Genomic DNA, 20192 nt, shown 5'->3' with positions numbered 1-20192 from the left:
CGTGCCAAGCTTGCGCGGGCGCGACGGGCCGGGCGCGGTGCCGCATCGCGCCGCCGGATGATCCATCCCATCTGCGAGGCGATGTCTGCCCACCCTGATGCCTTCGAGACCACCGCCGCCCGCCTGCGTGCCTGCCGGATCTGCCGCGACGCGCCCCGCCACGGCGCGCCCCTGCCGCACGAGCCACGGCCCGTGGTCCAGGGCTCGGCCACCGCGCGGCTGCTGATCGCGAGTCAGGCGCCGGGCAACCGGGCGCATCGCAGCGGCATTCCGTTCAGCGACCCGTCGGGCCGGCGCCTGCGGGCGTGGCTCGGGCTCGACGAGGCGGCGTTCTACGATTCCAGGCGGGTGGCGATCCTGCCGATGGGTGCCTGCTTCCCCGGCCTCGACGCCAAGGGCGGCGACCGGCCGCCGCGGCGGGAATGCGCGCCGGCCTGGCGGGCCGACCTCCTCGCCGGGCTGCCGCAGCTCGATCTGATCCTGGTGATCGGCCAGTATGCGCAAGCCTGGCATCTCGGACCGCGGACGGGCGGCCTCACCGAGACGGTCGCGGGCTGGCGCGAGATCCTGGCGGCCTCGGCGCGACCGCGGGTGCTGCCCCTGCCCCACCCCTCCTGGCGCAACAACGGCTGGCTCCGCACCAACCCGTGGTTCGAGGCGGAGCTCCTGCCGGTGCTGCGCGCCGAGGTGGCGGCGGCGATGGCGGGGGAAGGCGGCGGGTAAGCCGCCGCCCCGCGCTCCGCTCAGAAGAAGAACGTCGTCGTCATGTAGCCGTAGATCGTGTCGCCGGTGTTCGGCGCATTGGGCGCATTGCGCAGGACGTCGCCCTTGAGGAGGTAGGCGACGCCGCTGTCGAGCACGATTGAGCGCGGCACCAGCCAGTAGCGCACCCGCCCCTCGATCTGGTGGCCGGCGAAGGTGCCGGAGCGGCCCGTCCGGTCGCGCACGCCGGTGGCGGCGAAGCTGTCGGTCGGGTTTTCGAGCCAGAGGGTGCGGTAGTCGATGAAGGCGTCCCAGTCGGGGTCCGGTGCGATCTCGAACCGGACGCCGGGCGAGATCAGGTTCGCCCGCTGCACGGCGCCGTACAGGCTCGTCGGGCCGTAATCGAAGCGCCGCGCGCCGTAGAGCGTGTCGAAGCGGGTGTAGCTGTTCGGGTTGGCGCTGTCGCCGCTGGCATGGTCGTAGTGGAGCGAGATCCGGGGCGTCCACGCGGTGTCGAAGGTGTAGCCGGCCTCGGCGTGCACGAAGTAGGCCGAGACAGGTACGTCGGTCACGTCGGTGACGGCGGCGGTGTTGCGCGCGACGCCGACCTGACCGATCACTTCGAGTTCGTGATCGAACTGCCCGGCCTTGGGCACGCGGTAGAGCCGGAAGCCCGGCGTGAACAGGCGCCGGTCCCGGGTCTGGATGCCTTCGAGCTGCGAGCCGGAATCCCGTTCGAGCAGCCCGAAGCCGTAGGCCTCCATGATGCCGCCGAACACGCCCGCCTTGGTGAAGATGCCGCCGAAGAGCTGGGTGTCGAAGCCCTCGTGATCCCACACGATGCTGTTGCTGAGGATGCCCGCGCGATCATCCGGCAGGCGGTAATGCGGCAGGGTGTAGAACAGGCGCAGCCGGTCCTTGGCCGCATTCTCCCAGTCGTAGGCGATGCCGGTGAAGGCGTTGATGGTGTTGCGGAACTGGTTGCGGGCAACGAGGCGGCGCGAGCCGACGTTCTGGGTGAAGCGCCCGACGGTGAGCGTGCTCACCGTGCCGTCGCCCGCGGCATCCGCCATGTCGAAGCCGAGATAGGCCTGCCCGAGTTCGAGCGCGTTCACCTCCGTGGTGCCGATGGAGCTGGAGCCGCGGCGCTGGAAGTAGGCCCGGCTGTCGAAGATCTCGCCGCCGAACCGCACCGGGCCGGTGTCGTACTCGGCAAACAGCGTGGTCTGCATCGAGAGAAGATCGTTGGTGGCCGGTGCGGGGGCGGGGCGGAACTGGCCGCCGAGCCCTTCGACCCGCGGCCGGAAGGTGCCGTAGATCTTCCAGTTCTCGGGTTTGCCGAGCGCCTCGTAGAGGGCGAAGTAGGGCTTCTGCTGCAGGGCTTGGCCGGGCGCGACCTGTGCCGAGGCCGCCGCCGGAACGAGGGCGCCGAGAAGCGCCGCGACACGGGCCGGCCGGGCGAGACCGTAGCGCTTTCCGAAATCAGCAGATCTTTCGGCTCGCCTCAGGCCAGCCTCGAAAACACCGAACACAGCAACCCCTCGACGTAGGCATTTTTATTGGATCGCTGTAAATTATAGGTACAAACCATTGATCTAAAAACAGAATGTTATGCCAATTTTCAGCCGGCCAGCAGGAGTTCCGCGTGTGCTCAAGCTTGGCCGGCGGGAATAATCTCCCTTGAGTTCGTTACGGCTGAGAAGAATTTTTAATCCGTCACGCGGGTTGGAATGGGTGACATTGGCCGGTCTCGCGTCTCCGCTGGTTTTTCCCGGACGTGGCCGTTGCGAGGCGGAGTGGTTCGAGGCGAGCGGATCACGTGTGACTGGGCCGCCTCCGGCGCTCCGGCGTTGACAGGCGACCCTCCTTGGGAGGATCGCTGCCGGCGCTTCAATCCACGAACGAGAGCCCGATGCCGGAGAGTGCCGACCCTCGCGACCGCCTGATCGTCGCCCTCGACCTGCCCGACGTGGCGGCGGCGGAGCGGCTCGTCGCGCGCATCGGCGACGCGGCGACCTTCTACAAGATCGGCTACCGGCTGGCCTATGCGGGCGGGCTCGATTTCGCCGCGCGGCTGGCGAAGAGCGGCAAGAAGACCTTCCTCGATCTCAAGCTCCACGACATCGGCAACACCGTCGAGGAGGGGGTGCGCTCGGCCTCCGCCCTGGGCGCGACCTTCCTCACCGTGCACGCCTATCCGCAGACCATGCGCGCGGCCGTGCGCGGACGGGGCCTGGGCCTGAAAATCCTCGCCGTCACCGTGCTGACCTCCTACGATGACGCCGACGCGGCGGAAGCCGGCTACGCGCTCCCCGTCGCCGACCTCGTGGCGCGCCGTGCGGAGCAGGCGGCGCAGATCGGCATCGACGGGATCGTCTGCTCGGCAGTGGAAGCCGCGGCGGTGCGCGGAAAAATCGGCCCGTCGGGGCTGATCGTGACGCCCGGCATCCGCCCGGCCGGCGCGGAGGCGGGTGACCAAAAGCGGGTGATGACGCCGGGGCAGGCGCGGGCTGCGGGCATCGACCATGTCGTGGTCGGACGCCCGATCACCGGAGCCGACGACCCCCGCGCGGTCGCGCAGAGAATCGTTGCCGAGATGGAGGACGCTTAGACATGGCCAAGGGCTTCTGGATCGTGCGGGTCGATGTGAGCGACGCGGAGGCCTACAAGGCCTATGCGGCCGCCAACGGCGCCGCCTTTGCCCGGTTCGGCGGGCGCTTCCTCGTGCGCGGCGGCACCTTCGAGGCGGTGGCGGGGCAGGCGCGGGCGCGCAACGTCATCGTCGAGTTCCCGAGCTACGACGATGCCCTCGCCTGCTGGAACTCCGATCTCTACCAATCCGCCCGTGCCCTGCAGAAGGGTGGTGCCGAGGCCGACATCCTGGTGATCGAAGGGTATGACGGCCCGCAGCCCGTCGTCTCCGAGCCGTCGCCGACGCCGGGTACCGCTTCGGAGTGAATCCGCGCGTCGGGCGGCTTCAGCCGCCCGGCCGCAGGGCGCCGAGCAGGAAGGCGATCATCACCGGCAGCGGCGGTTCGATCGTGTTGGGCTGGCGGCCTACCAGCATCGGGTGGCAGTAGCGGGTGATCCCGGCCTGGAGGCAGGCTGCCGCGCTCCTCGGATCGGCGACGGTGAAGGCGCCTTCGCGCGCTCCGTCGGCCACCACCCGCGCCAGCACCGCGCCGATGCGATCGACATGCGCTTGGCAGACGCCCCAGCTCTCGCTCATCGCGGCCTCGACCATTTCGTGGAGGCGCGGATGCGCCTCGAAGCGGCGGCGGCAATCGTCGTGGAGTGCGGTGATAATCCGGGTGAGCCGCTCGGGCGCATCGAGCTTCGGCGCGTTGGCGATCACTGCGATCATCGCCTCGATCTCGCCCGTCAGTTGCTCGACCACCGCCTCGTTGATCGCCTTCTTCGATTCGAAGAAGCGGTAGACGTTGGCCGGACTCATCTTGAGGGTGCGGGCGATGTCGGCGACCGTGGTTTTCTGATAGCCGATGTCTTGGAACGAGCGGGCCGCCGCCTCCACGATCCGGTCACGCGTCGTCGGCGGGGCTTCGCCGGACGACGGAAGAATCTGGGCCGTGGCGGCGGGCATCGTCGTCAGTACCTGATCTTCGACTCCGGCTGCTTCGAAAGCTTGCGAGTCCGGTCATCCGGTCCTCAAAGCGGAACTGTGCGAGCCGTTCCACACACAAGCTCTTAGTCGGTGAAAGAACGCTGAAAACAAGGACAGGCCGCGCGCGGGATGCCCACCCGCGCCGATTCTGACGCAAGTCCGGATGCCCGGCCGAACGCTTTCAGACCCTGGAATGAGCCGTCAGGAGCCGAATTGCGAGCCGAGCTGTTCGAGATACTCGGCAAGGTCGAGGCCGCCGACGCGCCGGCCGTACTCGAAGCGCATCCCGCGCCGGATATCGACCTGGGTCGATCGGGTGTTGAGGGTAAAGGGTTTCACACAGATCCAGGCGCCGTCGGTGCGGTGCTCGAAGAAACCGAGGATGTCGTGGGGGGCGGCCATGGTTCGTCTCGCAGGTGGATGCAGAAAACCAACGGGATGCGGACAAAAGAGTTCAATCGTTCCGGTGTCGTTTCTCTCGCACAAGCTTGTCCGGCCGATGGGTTGAGCTTCAAATGGCCAAGCTTGTACTGAAATTCACCAAGATCGTCGCCGGGGTGGATTCCGGTGATTGCGCCGGCCCTCAGCGCCGGCCCGTCGAGCCGAAGCCGCCCTGTCCCCTGGCCCCTTGCTCGCTGCTCCCCTGCTTGTTCGCCTCCGGCGCGTCGTCGCAGATCTCGAAATCCGGCCGCAGGACGCGGGTGAAGACGAGTTGCGCGATTCGCTCCCCCGGCTCGATCCGGATCGCCGCGCCGCTGCCCGGTGGGTTGCGGTTCCAGGCGGAGATCAGGAGTGGCCCCTCGTAATCGGCATCGATCACGCCGGTGCCGTTACCGAGCACCAAGCCCTCCCGGTGCCCGAGGCCGGAGCGGGCGAACACCAAGCCGCACCAGTCGGATTCGCCGATCCGCAGCGAGAAGCCGGCCGGGATCAGCGCGGGCGGCGCCTGCGGCTCCAGCACCAGGGGAGCATCGAGGCAGGCATGCAGATCGAGCCCCGCGGCGGCCGCACTTCCCCATCGGGGGAAGCCCCACCCGGTGAGCCGCGGATCGAGAATGTGAAGGCCGACCTTCGAAGGGGATTGTGACAAAGGGTTCCTCTCGACGGCCGCGCAGGACTGCGGAAAGACCTTTCTCCGAAGCGGTGGCGTGGGGCAATCGGGGTGAGGCGATGACGCGCTGGGTGGCGGGGCTGGATGGGTGCCGTGGGGCCTGGGCGGGCGTCCTGCTCGACCTCGACGATCCGGCGCGCTGGCGCTGCGCCCGCTTCCCACGGGTAGTCGATCTGCTCGACGGGCCGGAGGCGCCGGTCTGCGTCGGCATCGACGTGCCGATCGGCCTGCCCGACCGGGTGAGCGGCGGAGGACGCTCCGCCGACCGGGCGGCGCGGGCGTTTCTCGGGGCGGGGCGTTCCAGCGTCTTTCCGGTGCCGGCCCGCGCGGCGGTCTATGCCGCGAGCTACGACGAGGCCAAGGCCCTGTCGCGGGTGCATTCGGAGCCACCCTTCGCCCCCTCGATCCAGTGCTGGAACATCCTGCGCTATGTGCGGGAGGCCGACGAACTCCTGCGCGCGCGGCCCGATCTCGTAACGCGCCTGCACGAGGTGCATCCGGAGGTCGCCTTCTTCCGCCTCAACGGCGAGCGGCGTCTCGGGGCCGGCAAGAAGGGCCCGGCCCGTGCCGAGGGTCTTGCCGCGCGCCGGGCCCTCCTGATCGCCGCTGGGCTGTCCGAGGCGATGGTCGGTTCGCCGCCACCCCCAGGGGTCGGCGCCGACGACCATCTCGACGCTATGGTCGCCCTCGTCGTCGCCCGCGACATCGCCGAAGACCGCGCCGAACCGCTTCCCAACGCGATCGAGCGCGACAGCTATGGCCTGCCGATCGTGATCTGGGCGCCCGCGCCCCTGCCCATGAGGAATTGAGCCCCGTGACCGACCACCCCGACGCGGATCCGCCGGGGCGCGACATCGCCCGCGCCCTGGTCTTCGATCCTTCGAACCGCCTCCTCCTGATCGAGTACGAGGCGGTGCGCCCGATCGATCCGGCCAACCCCGAGGACCGCGGCTTCTGGTTCATGCCCGGCGGCGGGCTGGAACCGGGCGAGAGCCACGAGGAGGCGTGCCGACGCGAACTCTCGGAGGAGATCGGCGTCGCGGACGTGGACCTCGGACCCTGCGTCGCCGTCTGCGACGGGCCGTTCCACCTGTTCCGCAACGCCCGCTTTGCCCGCGAGCGTTACTTCGTGGTCCGGCTCGCGAGCGATCGCGTCGATACGAGCCGGCTCGCCGAGACCGAGGACAATCCCGTGCGCGGCACCCGCTGGTGGGTGCTGGAGGAACTCGCGGCCTCGGCCGAGCGCGTCGAACCCGCGGGATTGGCCGCGCTGGCGCAACAAATCGCCGCCGGCGACGTTCCGGACCAGCCCGTCCGCCTCAACTGGCGGGACGCCTGAGCCGCCGCCCACGGCATGCCGGTCGCACCCTGCGCCGAGCGTGCCGATGCGCGGGGGCCGCGCGCACCCGTCCGGCGATGGAATCGATCGGCTCCCATCCGATTTTCCCGGCTTTTACGCGCGCCATGTGCGCAAGCGCAGCCGCCGGAGGGGATGGATTCGGCGGGTCAGATCGTTTGGTAAGCGCGTCACCACAACAGCAACGATGAAAGGACAACCGCCCATGTTTCCTCAGGTTCTGACCGACGGTTACCGCAGCTTCCTCGGCGAGCGGCTGCCGAACGAGCGGCGCAAGTACGAGACGCTCGGCAAGGAAGGCCAGGAGCCCGAGGTGCTGCTGATCGGCTGCTGCGACAGCCGCGTCGCCCCGGAGGTGATCTTCGATACCGGTCCCGGCCAGATCTTCACGATCCGCAACGTGGCCAACATCGTGCCGCCCGCCGAGCGGGACGGCGGCTACCACGGCACCTCCTCGGCGATCGAGTTCGCGGTGCAGGCGCTGAAGGTGAAGCACATCGTCGTGCTCGGCCATGCGACCTGCGGCGGCATCAAGGCGGCCGGCCTTGGCGCCGATCCGCTCTCTTCGGGTAACTTCATCGGCCGCTGGGTCTCGCTGGTCCAGCCGGCGACGAAGACGCTCGCCGACGCTGGCGACAGCAAGGACAAGGAGGGCTACCTCACCCGCCTCGAATACACGATGATCGGGCAGAGCCTCGAAAACCTGATGACCTTCGACTTCATCCGCGAGGCGGTCGAGGCGGGCAAGCTGCAGCTGCACGGCGCACATTTCGGCATCGAGACGGGTGAGCTGCGCATCCGCGACCCGAAGACCGGCGAATTCGAATCCGTCGTCTCCCGCGACGGCCAGACGCTCGCGGCCTCCGCCCTGATCGGCTGCACCGCGGCTTAAACAGCCCGTCTTTCCGAAGTCCCGGATCCAGCAAACACACGGCGCCTCCGATCACTGATCGGGGGCGCCGTTTTCATGTCGGATCGTCACCGAACCCGGTCGATCCGCTCCGAGACGGGTTCCGATTGATCGCTCCGGTTTCATTCTCGTCCGTCGTCGCGTGGCGGATCCGGATTTCAGCGGTCCCGCCGTGCCGGCACGATGGGGCGTCTTCTCGGGCGCCGCGCGATGCGCTGTCTCGTGCGATCGAGCGGGCCCCGTATCGCCCCCTGCCCGCGACCGGCCCACAACGAAAAGAAGCGGCGGACCCGAAGGTCCGCCGCTTCTCGCGATTCGCATCAGGCTGGTGTGCGATGGGCCGCCTTAGCGGGCGCCGGGAAGACGCTGAGCGTGGGCGTAGTGCTGCTGGAACACCGGCAGGGCCTGCTGGGCGTAGTTGCGCAGGGCCGGGTTCGGGCCGGACTGGGCGTAGGACTGCGCCATGCTGATCGACATCTGGTGCGTCATCACCTGCTGCTGGCCGTAGAGCCGGTCAAAGCGAGCGCCGGGCGGGGTGGCGTTCAGCTCGGCCAGCATCTGCTGCTGCTGCGGGTTCGGCTGAACCACGGTGGTGCCCGCGGTGGTGTCGACGTCGAAGGCCCGTGCGCCGGCGGCCGCACCGCGGCTCAGACCGGTGCCCGCGCCCTCGATCGCGCCGACCGGGCCGCCCTGCAGGGTGCCGCCGACCACGCCGGTCGCCACGCCCGTGGCCGCGCCGACCGCACCGCCGGCGATGGCGAGCGGAGCCTCGACCAGGCCGCCGACGAGACCGCCGGGGCCGGCCTGACGGGCGGCCATGTAGTTGCGCTCGCCGCCGGCCAGGGCGACGTTGGCGGCCTGATGGTCACGCAGCGCCTCGCGGGCATAGGCCCGCACCGACGGGTTACGGCTCTTCTGAAGCGCGATCTGGGCGGACTGGATCTCGAAGGCATTTGCCTGCATGGCGTCGAGGCGGAAATCGCCCCCGACCTGGGCGAAGGCGGGGGTCGCCATGGCGACGACGAGAGCGGACGCAGCAGCGTATTTCTTCAGCATACCAAACCTCAAATATCGGATTTTCGACATACGAACTGGCCTCAGAAACCGGTTGGACCGATCAAGGCCGTGAAGATCACTTCGACGCGACAACGACGACCTTCCACGCTGGTTCCCGAAATTTGAATAAGCTTTTTCATCCCGATCCCATCCGGGGAAAACTGGTCCTCGTGCAGGGGCTGCGTGCCCTGGCCGCGCTGATGGTGGTCGTTCACCACGCGCAGAACGAGGCTGCGGCCCTGGCCGGGCGCATGGGAATTGACTTCGTCCCGCGCCACGGACTGCCCTGGCCGGCGGGCGTCGACATCTTCTTCGTCATCTCCGGCTTCATCATCGTCCATGCGGCGGCACCGCTCTACGGACGCCCCGGAGCGCGGAGCCGCTTTGCCGCCCACCGCATCGCCCGCCTCGTCCCGCTCTACTGGGGGGTGACCGGGCTCTACCTCGCTCTGGGTCTCGCGGCGCCGACCCTGCTCAGCGGCGAGGGCAGTTCCCCGGACCTCGCCCGCACCCTCGCCTCGTTCCTGTTCTGGCCGATGGCCCGGTCCGACGGGGCGGTGCTGCCGCTCTACGGCCTGGGCTGGACCCTGAACTACGAGATGGCCTTCTACGCCCTCTTCGCCCTCGGCCTCGGCTTCTCGCGGCGCGGGGCGGTGGCGTGGCTCGTCGGCGCCCTGGTGCTCCTCGTTCTCGCCGGGCGGGTGGTACCCGCGCCGCCGGTCCCCCTCGCCTTCTGGTCCGATCCGATCGTCCTCGAATTCGCCCTCGGTGCCGGGCTCGCGCTCCTGCGGGCCGAGGGGGTGCGCCTGGGTTCAGGGGTTCGGCTCGCGCTCGCCGCGGCGGGGCTGTTCGGGCTCGCCGCGGCGCCGGTCGAGCCGGTGCTGCGCTTGCTCGCCTGGGGCCTGCCCGCCGCTTTCCTCGTGGCGGCGGCGGTCCTCGGCCGGGACCGGCCCGAGGCCGTGCGTAGCGGGATCGCCGACTGGTTTCTCGTCGCGGCCGAACGGTTGGGGGACGCCTCCTACGCCCTCTACCTGATCCACCCGTTCGTTCTGCGGGCGGCCCGCGAGGGGCTGCTGCGCACCGGCCTCGCACCCTTGCTTGCCCCCTTGCTCGGACCCTGGCCGAGCCTCGTCGTGATGGTCGCGCTGACCCTGCCGGCCGCGCTCCTCGTCCACCGGCTGGTGGAGCGGCCCCTGACCCGCCTGGTCCGCCGCGGGCTCGACCCCGCACCTTCCGCCGAAGCTTCGAAAAGCGCCGCGACGCCCGAGCGATGAGGCGGGGACGACGGCGGGGATGACGGTGTCATGGGCAGTTTTCCCAAACCCCGTTTCGCACTAGCCTCCGGCCGTCACGTCCCTCGCACGCCTCGGAGGCCGGCCATGAAGACCCTGCTCGTTCCGGTCACCCTCCATGACGCCCTGCCCTCCGTCTTCGCCACGGCGGTGCTGGTGGCGCGCCGCTTCGGCAGCTTGATCGAGGGCGTGGCCCTGCGCCCGGCGCTCGCCGAATACGTGCCCGTGGACATGGTCGGCGGCATGACGTGGCTGCGCGACGAGGAGGCCGACCAAGCCGAGGCGCAGGATGCGGGCCAGCGCTTCGTGGCGGCGATGGAGGCGGCCGGCCTGCCACGGCGCGAGCCCGGCGCCTCCTGCGCCCCGGATGCGGCGGCCAATGCCGGACCGCGCTACCGCTGGCAGCCCGACGTGCCGCCGGGCGACGCCTTCCTCGGCCAGTACGCGCGGCTGTTCTCGGCGACCGTCGTCGGGCGCCCCGGTGCCGATGACGGGTCGCCGCGCATGACCACGTTCGAGACCGCCCTGTTCGAGAGCGGGCGCCCGATCCTGCTGGCACCGCCGGTCGCGCCGGCCTGCCTGGGTGAGGCGGTCCTGATCGCCTGGAACGGCTCGACCGAGACGGCGAGGGCCGTCGCCTTCGCCATGCCCTTCCTGCGCCGCGCCCGGCGGGTGCTCGTGCTCAGCGCCGAGGGGGGCATGGTGCCGGGCCCGAGCGCGGAGGACGTGGCGCGCTCGCTCGCCTGCGAAGGCATCGAGGCCGCCCACAAGGCGCTGCCCGCCGGCCGCCGCACCCCCGGCGAACTCTACCTCGACACCGCCGAATCGTTCGGCTGCGACCTTCTGATCAAGGGTGCCTACACCCAGAGCCGCCTGCGCCAGATGATCTTCGGCGGCCCGACCAGCCACATCCTGTCGCACGCGACCGTGCCGGTGCTGATGGCGCATTGAGCCACGCGGCCCGCGGCGCCGACCCGGCACGGGGGAATTTCCCGTTGTCGGCGAAGGCGTTCGCTTAAGCGTGTCCCGGCGGATGAGGCTCCCGCGGCGCGTCGAGGACGGTCGCGACGAAGGCTCGCGCCGCATTCAATCGTGCCCGTTAGGAGTTGCCAGGGTCCGGATCGGCCGCTAAACTGCTGAAAAGCTTGAAGTTTTCAATCATTCTAATCTGCGTCTGCCTCAAATCGGCCGGTTTCCGGTGGCCTTGAGCGGCGCGAATGATCGGAGGCTTCGGGCTGCGCGGCTCTCGCGGGCCGGGCTCCCCGACAGGCACGACAGGTTGCGATCCCGCATGATTGTCTGCTCTTGCAACGTCCTCTCCGACGGACAGGTGCGCGCGTGCCTGCAGCCGGGTCCGGGCTGTCCCCGTACCCCGGCCCAGGTCTATGGCTGTCTCGGCTGCAGTCCGAAATGTGGACGCTGCGCCCGCACCATCCGTTCGATCCTGCGCAACGCCATCGACGAGGCGCAGGCGCACAGCGCCGCGCATGGCGGTGCACATGCCTGCTCGACGGCCTGCGAAGCGTCTTGCAGTTTGGGATCATTCCAAACTACAAGGGAGCCCGAGGGCGTCGCAGCCTGAGACGATCATTCGTCCCGACGCCTCACGAGGAGAGAGGTGTATGAAGGGCGACGCTAAGGTCATCGAGTATCTCAACCGCGGCCTGCGCAGCGAGCTCACGGCGGTCAGCCAGTACTGGCTGCACTTCCGCCTGCTGAACGATTGGGGCTACGTCGATCTCGCCAAGTTCTGGCGCAAGGAATCCATCGAGGAGATGAACCACGCGGATCGGTTCATCGACCGGATCCTGTTCCTCGACGGCTTTCCGAACCTGCAGGAGCTCGACCCGCTGCGGATCGGCCAGAACGTTCAGGAGATCATCGAGTGCGACCTCGCCGCCGAGAACGAGGCGCGTTCGCTCTATCTCGAAGCCGCCAAGTACTGCGACTCGATCAATGACCGTGTCTCCAAGCGGCTGTTCGAGGATCTGGCCGAGGACGAGGAAGGCCATATCGACTTCCTCGAGACCCAGCTCGACCTGATCGGCCAGATCGGCCTGCCGCTCTACGCCCAGCGCCATGTCGGCGGCCTGGAGCAGATCGCGCCCGAGAAGGAGTGATCCTCTTTCCCCTCCTCCCTCGCGGGGAGGGGAGAGTTCCCCTTTACGCCGGCGGACGGCCCACCAGCACCGGCTGTGCGTTCGCCCGCTCGGGGAACAACGCCTTCAAATCCCGCAGCTTCGGCGCATCGTTGGCGGCGATGTAGCTGTTGGTCGGATGAAGCGTCATGTAGTCCTGGTGGTAGCCTTCTGCCGGGTAGAAGGCGCCGGACTCGATTCTCGTGGCGATGGGTTTCGAGAACACCTTCGCCCCGTCGAGCTGGGCGATGTAGGCCCCTGCGACTTTGGCCTGCTCCGCATCCGCGGGGAACAGCGCCGAGCGGTATTGCGGGCCGTTGTCGGGGCCCTGCCGGTTCACCTCGGTCGGGTCCAGCGCCACCGAGAAGAAGATCTGCAAGAGCTCGTCGTAGCGGACCACCGCCGGATCGTAGGTGACCTGCACCGCCTCCGCATGCCCGGTGCGGCCGGTGCCGACCTCGTCGTAGCGGGCGCTCGCGCGGGCGCCGCCGGCATAGCCCGAGACCGCGTTCTTCACGCCCTTCACGTGCTGGAACACGCCCTGCACGCCCCAGAAGCAGCCGCCCGCGAAGGTCGCCGTGCGCAGGCCCGAGCCGTCCTTCGCCGTCTTCTCGACCGTCTCCCGGGCCGTCATCGCCGCCTCGGGCAGGCGCTGCCCGCCCTCCTGCGCCGCAGCGGGCGCCAGGGGCAGGGCCGCACCGGCGAGCAGGGCGAGACCGGCCAAGCCGCCGATGAGGGCGGATGAGCGGGGACGGAAGCGTTCGCGCGTCATGGTGCTGATCCTTCTCGATCCGTGTGCTCGATCCATGTGTCAGGCCGGGCCGTCGGCAGCGGGTTCGAAGCGCAGGGACACGCCGTTCATGCAGTAGCGCAGGCCGGTCGGCTTCGGGCCGTCCTCGAACACGTGGCCGAGATGGCCGCCGCAGCGGCGGCAATGCACCTCCGTGCGGCGCATGCCGTAGGCGCCGTCGACCTGCGTGCCGACCGCGCCGGGCAGGGTTTCGAAGAAGCTCGGCCAGCCGGTGCCGCTCTCGAACTTGGTCTTCGACGAGAACAGTGGCAGGTCGCAGCCGGCGCAGGCGAAGCGGCCCGGACGCTTCTCGCCGTTGAGCGGGCTCGTATAGGCCCGTTCGGTGCCGTGCTCGCGCAGCACCCGGTAGGCGGCGGGTGAGAGCAAAGCGCGCCACTCGGCCTCGGACTTCTCGACCTCGAAGCCCGCGGCGGAGGCGGGGCCGGCCATCACGGCCGGGAGGCGGGAGGCGGCGAGCAGGCCCAGCAGCGAGGCTCCGGCACGCAAGGTCTGGCGGCGGTTCATGCGCGAGGACTCCGATGGGCTGCGGTCCGCCAGCTTGCGAGGGAGACGGGCTCCCCCGGTTCCGGCGACGGGACAGGGATGATCAATCGCGCGCAATCGATAGCACGGAACCGGCAGCGCCGCCGCGAAGACGAACCGCCGCAGGCCGTCCCGACCGCAGCCCTGCTGGCGTGGCCCGCGCGTCTCTTCGCCCGGTTGCCCTGGATCTGCCCGGCGCGCCGCGTTGACGCTCGGGGATGCGCACATTACCTCGTGTGGTCAGCCGGCCAAGACAGGCTCCTGAGATACGCTCGCGGGTGCATCCTATCCGCCCTTGCGACCGGCGGGACAGTCGGTGCCGGGCCGCTCGGGACCGGTTCCAGGGCCGGCACCCGGGACAAGCCATGGATTCCACCCTCACCCCGAACGCCGAGCGCGCCGCCGAGACCCTTCAGCGGGAGGATGCGCGCCGGGAGGTCTACGAGGCCTCGCCGGCTTCCGACCCGCGCAGCCCGGTGATGCTGTTTTCCGCCGACGAGCCGCTCGCGATGGATTCCGGCGCGCGGCTCGGGCCGTTCCAAGTCGCCTACCAGACCGCCGGCACCCTCAACGCCGAGCGCTCGAACGCGGTGCTGATCTGCCACGCGCTCACCGGCGACCAGCATTTCGCCCACCGCCATCCCGTGACGGGCAAGCCCGGCTGGTGGGAGACGCTGGTGGGGCCGGGCAAGCCGGTCGATACCAACCGTTACTTCGTCGTCTGCTCGAACGTCATCGGCTCGTGCATGGGCTCGACCGGGCCCGCCTCGCTCAACCCGGAGACGGGCGGCCCCTACGGGCTCGACTTCCCGCTGGTGACGATCCGCGACATGGTCCGCGCCCAGGCGATGCTGCTCGACCGGCTCGGCATCCCGGACCTGTTCCTCTGCATCGGCGGCTCGATGGGCGGGATGCAGGTGCTGCAATGGGCCTCGCTCTTCCCCGAGCGGGTGTTTGCCGCCATGCCCATCGCCACCGGTGCGCGCCACTCGGCCCAGAACATTGCCTTCCACGAGGTCGGGCGCCAAGCGATCATGGCCGACCCGGCCTGGGAGGAGGGTCGCTATCTCGAAGCCGGCACGAGGCCGTCCAAGGGCCTCGGCGTCGCGCGGATGGGCGCACACATCACCTACCTCTCCGAGCCGGCCCTGCACCGCAAGTTCGGCCGCCGCCTGCAGAACCGGGCGGCGCCGACCTTCTCCTTCAACGCCGACTTCCAGATCGAGAGCTACCTGCGCCACCAGGGTCTCAGCTTCGTCGAGCGGTTCGACGCCAACGCCTACCTCTATCTCACGCGGGCGATGGACTATTTCGACCTCGCCGAGGACCATGGCGGCGTGCTCGGCCATGCCTTCCGCGGCTCGAAGACCCGCTTCTGCGTGATGTCCTTCACCTCGGACTGGCTGTTCCCCACCGCCGATTCCCGCGCCATCGTCCACGCGCTGAATGCGGTGGCGGCACCCGTCGCCTTCGTCGAAGTCGAGAGCGACAAGGGCCATGACGCCTTCCTGCTCGACGAACCGGCGATGTTCTCCGCCGCCAGGGGCTTCATCGACGCCGCGGCCCGCGCCAGAGGTCTTTGAGAACGGGACTGTGAGACGATGAGCGAGAGCTTCACCGACGCCGCCTCGGGCGTTCCCTGGGAGGCCGCCGAGGCGCTGCCCCGAGGCGAGGGCACGGCGCGCGTCGATCATATCGTCGTGCTCGGCCTCGTGCCGCCGGGCGCGCGCGTCCTCGACATCGGCTGCGGCGACGGCTCGCTGCTGGCGCTCCTGCGCGACCGTCGCGGCGTCGATGGCCGCGGTATCGAACTCTCGCGCGAAGGCGTCAACGCCTGCCTCGCCCGCGGCCTGCCGGTGATCCAGGGCGACGCCGACACCGATCTCGCCAACTACCCCGACGATGCCTTCGACGTCGTGGTCCTGTCCCAGACCATCCAGGCGACCCGCAACCCGCGCATCGTGCTGGAGCACCTGCTGCGGATCGGGCGGCAGGTCATCATCTCGTTCCCGAATTTCGGCCATTGGCGGGTGCGGGCCGAACTCGCCTTCCGCGGCCGGATGCCGGTCACCGAGATTATGCCGGAGACGTGGTACGAGACCCCCAATATCCACCATTGCACGATCCGCGATTTCGTCGGCCTGTGCCGGGATGTCGGCGCCCGCATCGAGAAGGCCACCGCCCTCGACGCGCGGGGCCGGCCGATGCGCTTCTCGATGCCGTGGTGGTTCTGGAACCTGATCGGCGCGCAGGGCGTGTTCCTGCTGCGGCGCGGTGGGGGGCGGGGGTGATACGGTTTCCGCTCGATCCGAGCGGGGAGCGTATCGGTAAGCCCGCGCGGCGCCTGATCGAAGTCGAATCCGCCATCCTGAAGGGATCAATCGGATCTGGGACGAGGCCTCCGCCCCGGCGAGTGGTGATCCTCGGGCCGCCGGGCAGCGGGAAATCGACCCTGGCCCGCGATCTCGGCGCCCGGCACGGTCTGCCGGTGTTCCACCTCGACCGCGCCTATTGGCACCCCGGCTGGGTCGAGGCCGAGCCCGCGGCCTTCCGCGCCGAAGTCGAGCGGATCGCCGCCCTCCCCGTCTGGGTCGTCGACGGCAACTACATCGACACGATCGCGCCCCGGTTCGCCGCAGCCGACACGGTGATCTATCTCGACATGCCGGCGTGGCGCTGCACGGCGCGGATGCTGCGGCGGACCTTGTCGAGCTTGGGGCAGGTGCGGCCTGACGGGCCCGAGGGCTGCCCGGAGCAGCTCACGTTCGAGTTCCTGCAGTATACCGCGCGCTGGAACCGCATCCGCCGGACGCGCAGCCTCGCACTTGTCGAAAGCTTTGCCGGCCGCCGGGTCGTTCTGCGCGGGCCCTCCGCCGTCCGCCGTTTCGCGGCCGTCTGATGTTCACAGCGTCCCGGATGGATCCGGCACGGGCGTCGAGCCGCCCATCGCCACGGCGACCGGGTGGCCGTGGCGGGCGAGGTCGTCCCGGCCCTCCGCCAGCAGCGCATCGGAGGCCGTCTCGATGCGGGTCTGCAGCTCCTTGAGGAAGGCGGGACGCGGCAACCCCGGCGGGATGACCGGCAGGAACTCGATCACCGTCGTGCCCGGCATCCGGCGAAAGCCGCGGCGGCGCCAATAGAGGCCGGTGTTCAGCGCAACGGGCAGGCAGGGCACGTTCAGCGCCGCGTAGAGGTGGGAGGCGCCCTGCTTGTACGCGGGCGGGGCGCCGGCCGGGCGGCGGGTGCCCTCGGGGAAGATGATGAGCTGGCGCCCGTCGCGGATGGCCTGCGCCGCCGCCTTGTTCATCGCCGCCATCGCCCGCGTGCCCTTCGAGCGATCGATCGGCACCATGCCGCCCCGGGCGAAGTACCAACCGACCACCGGAATCCACATCAGCTCGCGCTTGAGCACGTAGCCGAAATCGTCGAACGGGATCGTGAGCGCCAGCGTCTCCAGCGCGGATTGATGCTTGGCGGCGACCAGCAGCGGGCCCTTCGGGATGTTCTCCAGGCCGCGGAACTCCACGCGTGTCCCACCGATCGCGCGCAGCAGGAACACCACCGTGCGGCCCCAGAACTGCGCCACCCGGATCACGCCCTTGCGTGTGATGAACGCGGGCAGTCCCCCGATCGCGATCACGGCCGTCGCGACGTAGAAGGAGAGGTTGAAGGCAAGCGAGCGGAAGAGGAGCATCGGTGGTCCGCGTGAGGCTGGCGCTCCTTTACCGTGTGCGCCTGCGCTTGCCCACCGCGGAAACCCGCCGGGGCCGCCGCAAGAGCCCGGATTTCGAAAAGGCTCGCCTTTTCGCGGGTCCAGGGCAGAGCCCTGGTCGCGGCAGTCGGAGGGGGCTCGCTAAGGCCCCTCGGCCAGCGTGCCCCGCTGGCGCGGATCGGAGGCGCCGGCCAGCAGGCCGTCCTCGGCCATCACCGAATTGGCCGAGCCCGAGGTCGCGCCGACCTTCACGGTGTGGCCCTTGGCCCGTAGCAGGGCGAGCGTATCGGGCGAGACGCCCTCCTCGGCCATCAGCACGTCGGGCTGCCACTGGTGGTGGATGCGCGGCGCGGCGACGGCCTGGGCGAGGTTCATCCGGAAATCGAGCACGTTCACGATGACCTGAAGCGTGGTCGTGATGATGCGGCTGCCGCCGGGACTGCCGGTGACGAGGAACAGCTTGCTGTCCCGGAACACGAAGGTGGGCGTCATCGAGGAGAGCGGGCGCGCGCCCGGCGCTACGGCGTTGGCCTCGCCGCCGACGAGGCCGTAGGCGTTGCGCGCCCCGGTCTTGGCGGAGAAGTCGTCCATCTCGTTGTTGAGCAGCACGCCCGTCCCTTCGGCGACCAGTCCGATCCCGTAGGAGAAGTTCAGCGTGTAGGTGTTGGAGACGGCGTTCCCCTCCGCGTCCACCACCGAGAAGTGCGTGGTCTGGTCGGATTCGTAAGGCAGCGGATTGCCGGCGCTGACCTCCGCGGCGGACTTGGCCCGCTCCGGGTCGATCTTTTCGCGTAAGGTCGCGGCGTAGGGTTTGGCAATGAGCCCCGCGACCGGAACCTTGGTTCGCGACGGGTCGCCGAGCCAAGTGGCCCGGTCGGCATAAGCGGGCTTCATCGCCTCGGCGAGGGTGTGAAGCGCGCCCGCGCTGCCTGCGCCCATGCCGGCGAGGTCGTAGCCCTCGAGGATGTTGAGGATCTCGATGAGATGCACCCCGCCGGAACTCGGCGGCGGCATCGAGACGACCTCGTAGCCGCGATAGGTGCCGCGCACCGGCGTGCGGATCTCCGGCCGGTAGCCGGCGAGATCGGCCGCGGTCATGATTCCCCCCGCGCCCTGGACGGAGGCGGCGATCTTGTCGGCGATCGGCCCCTGGTAGAAGGCGTCCGGCCCCCGCTCGGCGATCGCCTTCAGGGTGTCGGCCAGATCGGTCTGGCGCAGGGTCGCGCCGCGGGGGAGCACATGGTCGCCCTCGAAGAACACCGCCCGGCTCGACGGCCATTGCCCGAGCAGGCCGGACGCCCGCGGCAGGGAATCGGCCAGCCCGGATTCGACCGGGATGCCGTCGCGGGCGAGCCTTTCCGCCGGAGCGATGAGGTCGGCCAGCGTGAGCTTGCCCGAGCCGTAGCGCTTGTGGGCCTCGGCGAGGCCGCGCACCGTGCCGGGCACGCCCACCGCCTTGCCGGTGCGGGTGGAGGCGGCGCGGTCGGGCTCCCCCTGCGGGTTCAGGAACATGTCGGCGGTGGACGCGGCCGGGGCGGTCTCGCGGTAATCGATCGCGATGGTTTCCGCAGCGGTTTCCTTGGCCGCGGCGCGGTGCACCATCATGAAGCCGCCGCCGCCGAGATTGCCCGCCCGCGGCAGGGTGACGGCGAGCGCGAAGCCGACCGCCACCGCCGCATCGACGGCGTTGCCGCCCCGCCTCAGGATCTCGACGCCGACGCGGGTGGCGAGCGCGTCCTGCGATGAGACCATGCCGCGGCGGGCGAGAACCGGCAGGAGGCGGGCCTCGTCCGACTGGATCGGCGGCGGTTCGGGCGCGGGCGGAACCGCCTGTGCCTGGGCCGGAAACGGCACCGCCAGGGAGGCGACGAGGAGAAGCGCGAGGGCGGGGCGAACGGGCGAAGTCGGGCTCATGGACCGAGCTTATCGCAAATGCGGGGCGCGGCCATGCGTGCCGCGAGCGATCACTCGTCCTTCGGCGCACCCCGCTCGGGACGAGGCGCGCCTCATTCGGGCATCGTTGCATCCGATGCCCGCCACCGTCTGACGCGGGGAGGCTCTATCGCCCGCTCAACGACGGACCGCCCGCCGTGCCGCCGGTGCCGGGCGGTCCGCTGGTGGGCGTGCCGCCGATCACGGCGCCCGGCGTGCCGCCGACGACGGCCGGCTTGTTCGGGGTGCCGACCGGAGCACCGGCCGTGCTCGGGCCGGGCACCGGCTGCGAGCCCGTGGCCGAAGCCTTCGGGCTCGGCGGCGAGGGCGGCGCGCCCGCGCCGGCCTGAGCCATGGCGGCCGCTGGGAGACTCAGTGTCAGAGCCAGCGCGATCGTCGTGAGCCGCATGAGGGGTCCTGTCCGAGGGAAATGGTATCCCTCAACCCCGCGGCCCCCGGAAAGTTCGCACCGGCTGATCGCGAGACGTCTTCGGTTCAGGCCGGATGGACAACCTCTTGCAGGCACACCCTGGGAGGATCGTCCCAGATCTCGAATCCGGGACGATCCTCCAGTCTCTCGTCCTTGCATCGTCCTTTACCGAAAGCGGGTGGCCGCCTTTCGGGACGGTGCTTAGCGATTGCCGAGCCGGTAGCGGGGGGCAGTCCATGCCGGGTCGCGCAGGTGCGGCTCCGTGCGCCGCATACGGCGGATCCGGTGCTCGGCTTCCGTCGGCTGGTGGTAGCGCAGCGACTCCTGATGCGCGTGGAAGTGATGATCCCAGTGGCTGGTGCTGGGATGCCAATCCACGGTTTGGGCGGGGTTGCCGGCGATGACACCCGGCTGGGGCAGAGCCGGAGCGGCGGAGGCCGCCGTGGCGCCGATGGTGCCGAGCACGAGGCCGGCTGCGAGGATGGGGACGATCCGCATCTTGTTATGTCTCCTCCACGCACGATGATCGCGCGTTCCAATATGTCATAAAACGTTCACAAACCGATTTTTCGTCCCGTGCAATCGGACGAGGCCCTG

The 20192-nt window shown here is 69.8% G+C and carries 24 protein-coding genes; 13 read left to right on the top strand and 11 right to left on the bottom strand.

Annotated elements, in window-relative coordinates:
* Positions 1 to 81 precede the first annotated feature (81 nt).
* Entirely contained in the window at positions 82 to 723 is a 642-nt protein-coding gene (locus MKK50_RS20395; protein ID WP_253373539.1) for a uracil-DNA glycosylase family protein, read from the top strand.
* Positions 724 to 743: 20 nt separating this feature from the next.
* Here the strand turns inward: MKK50_RS20395 and MKK50_RS20390 are convergent, their stop codons facing one another.
* The gene (locus MKK50_RS20390) at positions 744 to 2234 is read right to left on the bottom strand and encodes an alginate export family protein (protein WP_499024915.1); all 1491 of its coding nucleotides are present in this window, start codon (positions 2232 to 2234) and stop codon (positions 744 to 746) included.
* 380 nt (positions 2235 to 2614) lie between these two features.
* Here MKK50_RS20390 and pyrF point away from each other — a divergent pair, with 380 nt between their 5' ends.
* Positions 2615 to 3313, top strand: a complete 699-nt coding sequence (gene pyrF, locus MKK50_RS20385) for an orotidine-5'-phosphate decarboxylase (RefSeq protein WP_499024914.1) — start codon at positions 2615 to 2617, stop codon at positions 3311 to 3313.
* Between the two features lie 2 nt (positions 3314 to 3315).
* Positions 3316 to 3660 (top strand): DUF1330 domain-containing protein, encoded by a 345-nt coding sequence (locus MKK50_RS20380; protein ID WP_499024912.1) that lies wholly within the window; start codon positions 3316 to 3318, stop codon positions 3658 to 3660.
* A gap of 19 nt (positions 3661 to 3679) precedes the next feature.
* Here MKK50_RS20380 and MKK50_RS20375 read toward each other — a convergent pair whose 3' ends face one another.
* The 3 genes from MKK50_RS20375 to dut all read right to left on the bottom strand — a co-directional run bounded on the left by MKK50_RS20375 (position 3680) and on the right by dut (position 5414).
* Complete coding sequence (locus tag MKK50_RS20375) at positions 3680 to 4303, bottom strand: TetR/AcrR family transcriptional regulator (RefSeq protein WP_499024911.1); 624 nt, start codon at positions 4301 to 4303, stop codon at positions 3680 to 3682.
* A gap of 222 nt (positions 4304 to 4525) precedes the next feature.
* Positions 4526 to 4726, bottom strand: coding sequence for a hypothetical protein (locus MKK50_RS20370; protein WP_003605412.1), 201 nt, complete (start codon positions 4724 to 4726; stop codon positions 4526 to 4528).
* 181 nt (positions 4727 to 4907) lie between these two features.
* Positions 4908 to 5414, bottom strand: a complete 507-nt coding sequence (gene dut, locus MKK50_RS20365) for a dUTP diphosphatase (RefSeq protein WP_499024910.1) — start codon at positions 5412 to 5414, stop codon at positions 4908 to 4910.
* Positions 5415 to 5494: 80 nt separating this feature from the next.
* Between dut and MKK50_RS20360 the strand changes: the two genes are divergently transcribed.
* The 3 genes from MKK50_RS20360 (at position 5495) to MKK50_RS20350 (ending at position 7684) form a co-directional block, all read left to right on the top strand.
* Complete coding sequence (locus MKK50_RS20360) at positions 5495 to 6244, top strand: DUF429 domain-containing protein (protein WP_499025136.1); 750 nt, start codon at positions 5495 to 5497, stop codon at positions 6242 to 6244.
* Entirely contained in the window at positions 6241 to 6774 is a 534-nt protein-coding gene (locus MKK50_RS20355) for an NUDIX hydrolase (protein WP_499024909.1), read from the top strand. The genes MKK50_RS20360 and MKK50_RS20355 overlap by 4 nt, the downstream gene beginning before the upstream one ends.
* Positions 6775 to 6997: 223 nt before the next feature.
* Positions 6998 to 7684 carry a carbonic anhydrase gene (locus tag MKK50_RS20350; RefSeq protein ID WP_253373530.1) on the top strand — a complete coding sequence of 229 codons (687 nt, stop codon included), beginning with the start codon at positions 6998 to 7000 and terminating at the stop codon, positions 7682 to 7684.
* 363 nt (positions 7685 to 8047) lie between these two features.
* On the opposite strand, the gene MKK50_RS20345 is transcribed toward MKK50_RS20350, so the two are convergent.
* Positions 8048 to 8758, bottom strand: a complete 711-nt coding sequence (locus tag MKK50_RS20345; RefSeq protein ID WP_499024907.1) for a DUF4142 domain-containing protein — start codon at positions 8756 to 8758, stop codon at positions 8048 to 8050.
* Positions 8759 to 8928: 170 nt separating this feature from the next.
* Between MKK50_RS20345 and MKK50_RS20340 the strand changes: the two genes are divergently transcribed.
* The 4 genes from MKK50_RS20340 (at position 8929) to bfr (ending at position 12170) form a co-directional block, all read left to right on the top strand.
* Positions 8929 to 10032 (top strand): acyltransferase family protein, encoded by a 1104-nt coding sequence (locus tag MKK50_RS20340; RefSeq protein ID WP_499024906.1) that lies wholly within the window; start codon positions 8929 to 8931, stop codon positions 10030 to 10032.
* Between the two features lie 105 nt (positions 10033 to 10137).
* A complete protein-coding gene (locus MKK50_RS20335; protein ID WP_253373527.1) occupies positions 10138 to 11001 on the top strand; it encodes a universal stress protein in 864 nt (287 codons plus the stop codon).
* Positions 11002 to 11341: 340 nt separating this feature from the next.
* Positions 11342 to 11632 carry a (2Fe-2S)-binding protein gene (locus tag MKK50_RS20330; protein ID WP_253373526.1) on the top strand — a complete coding sequence of 97 codons (291 nt, stop codon included), beginning with the start codon at positions 11342 to 11344 and terminating at the stop codon, positions 11630 to 11632.
* Positions 11633 to 11672: 40 nt separating this feature from the next.
* Positions 11673 to 12170, top strand: coding sequence for a bacterioferritin (gene bfr / locus MKK50_RS20325; protein WP_003604433.1), 498 nt, complete (start codon positions 11673 to 11675; stop codon positions 12168 to 12170).
* A gap of 43 nt (positions 12171 to 12213) precedes the next feature.
* On the opposite strand, the gene msrA is transcribed toward bfr, so the two are convergent.
* Together msrA and msrB are read right to left on the bottom strand one after the other, a co-directional pair.
* A complete protein-coding gene (msrA, locus tag MKK50_RS20320) occupies positions 12214 to 12960 on the bottom strand; it encodes a peptide-methionine (S)-S-oxide reductase MsrA (protein ID WP_499024904.1) in 747 nt (248 codons plus the stop codon).
* Between the two features lie 39 nt (positions 12961 to 12999).
* Positions 13000 to 13503 (bottom strand): peptide-methionine (R)-S-oxide reductase MsrB, encoded by a 504-nt coding sequence (gene msrB, locus MKK50_RS20315; protein ID WP_499024902.1) that lies wholly within the window; start codon positions 13501 to 13503, stop codon positions 13000 to 13002.
* A 383-nt stretch (positions 13504 to 13886) separates the two neighbouring features.
* Here msrB and metX point away from each other — a divergent pair, with 383 nt between their 5' ends.
* From metX to MKK50_RS20300, 3 genes are all read left to right on the top strand, one after another.
* Entirely contained in the window at positions 13887 to 15104 is a 1218-nt protein-coding gene (gene metX / locus MKK50_RS20310) for a homoserine O-acetyltransferase MetX (protein WP_499024900.1), read from the top strand.
* A gap of 18 nt (positions 15105 to 15122) precedes the next feature.
* The gene (gene metW, locus MKK50_RS20305; protein WP_253373522.1) at positions 15123 to 15812 is read left to right on the top strand and encodes a methionine biosynthesis protein MetW; all 690 of its coding nucleotides are present in this window, start codon (positions 15123 to 15125) and stop codon (positions 15810 to 15812) included.
* Between the two features lie 125 nt (positions 15813 to 15937).
* Positions 15938 to 16420: a P-loop NTPase family protein gene (locus MKK50_RS20300; protein ID WP_499024898.1), complete on the top strand. Its 483-nt coding sequence runs from the start codon at positions 15938 to 15940 to the stop codon at positions 16418 to 16420.
* Between the two features lie 3 nt (positions 16421 to 16423).
* Here MKK50_RS20300 and MKK50_RS20295 read toward each other — a convergent pair whose 3' ends face one another.
* The 4 genes from MKK50_RS20295 to MKK50_RS20280 all read right to left on the bottom strand — a co-directional run bounded on the left by MKK50_RS20295 (position 16424) and on the right by MKK50_RS20280 (position 20093).
* Positions 16424 to 17215, bottom strand: a complete 792-nt coding sequence (locus MKK50_RS20295; RefSeq protein ID WP_499024897.1) for a lysophospholipid acyltransferase family protein — start codon at positions 17213 to 17215, stop codon at positions 16424 to 16426.
* 159 nt (positions 17216 to 17374) lie between these two features.
* Complete coding sequence (gene ggt, locus MKK50_RS20290) at positions 17375 to 19147, bottom strand: gamma-glutamyltransferase (RefSeq protein WP_499024896.1); 1773 nt, start codon at positions 19145 to 19147, stop codon at positions 17375 to 17377.
* Between the two features lie 145 nt (positions 19148 to 19292).
* A complete protein-coding gene (locus tag MKK50_RS20285) occupies positions 19293 to 19574 on the bottom strand; it encodes a hypothetical protein (protein ID WP_499024894.1) in 282 nt (93 codons plus the stop codon).
* Positions 19575 to 19796: 222 nt separating this feature from the next.
* Positions 19797 to 20093, bottom strand: coding sequence for a hypothetical protein (locus MKK50_RS20280; RefSeq protein WP_499024892.1), 297 nt, complete (start codon positions 20091 to 20093; stop codon positions 19797 to 19799).
* Positions 20094 to 20192 lie beyond the last annotated feature (99 nt).

This window comes from Methylobacterium sp. J-043, from assembly GCF_022829505.1.
Classification (GTDB): Bacteria; Pseudomonadota; Alphaproteobacteria; order Rhizobiales; family Beijerinckiaceae; genus Methylobacterium; species Methylobacterium extorquens_A.
Note: the sequence above shows the minus strand (reverse complement) of the source record. Positions and strands in the feature narration are given on the sequence as shown.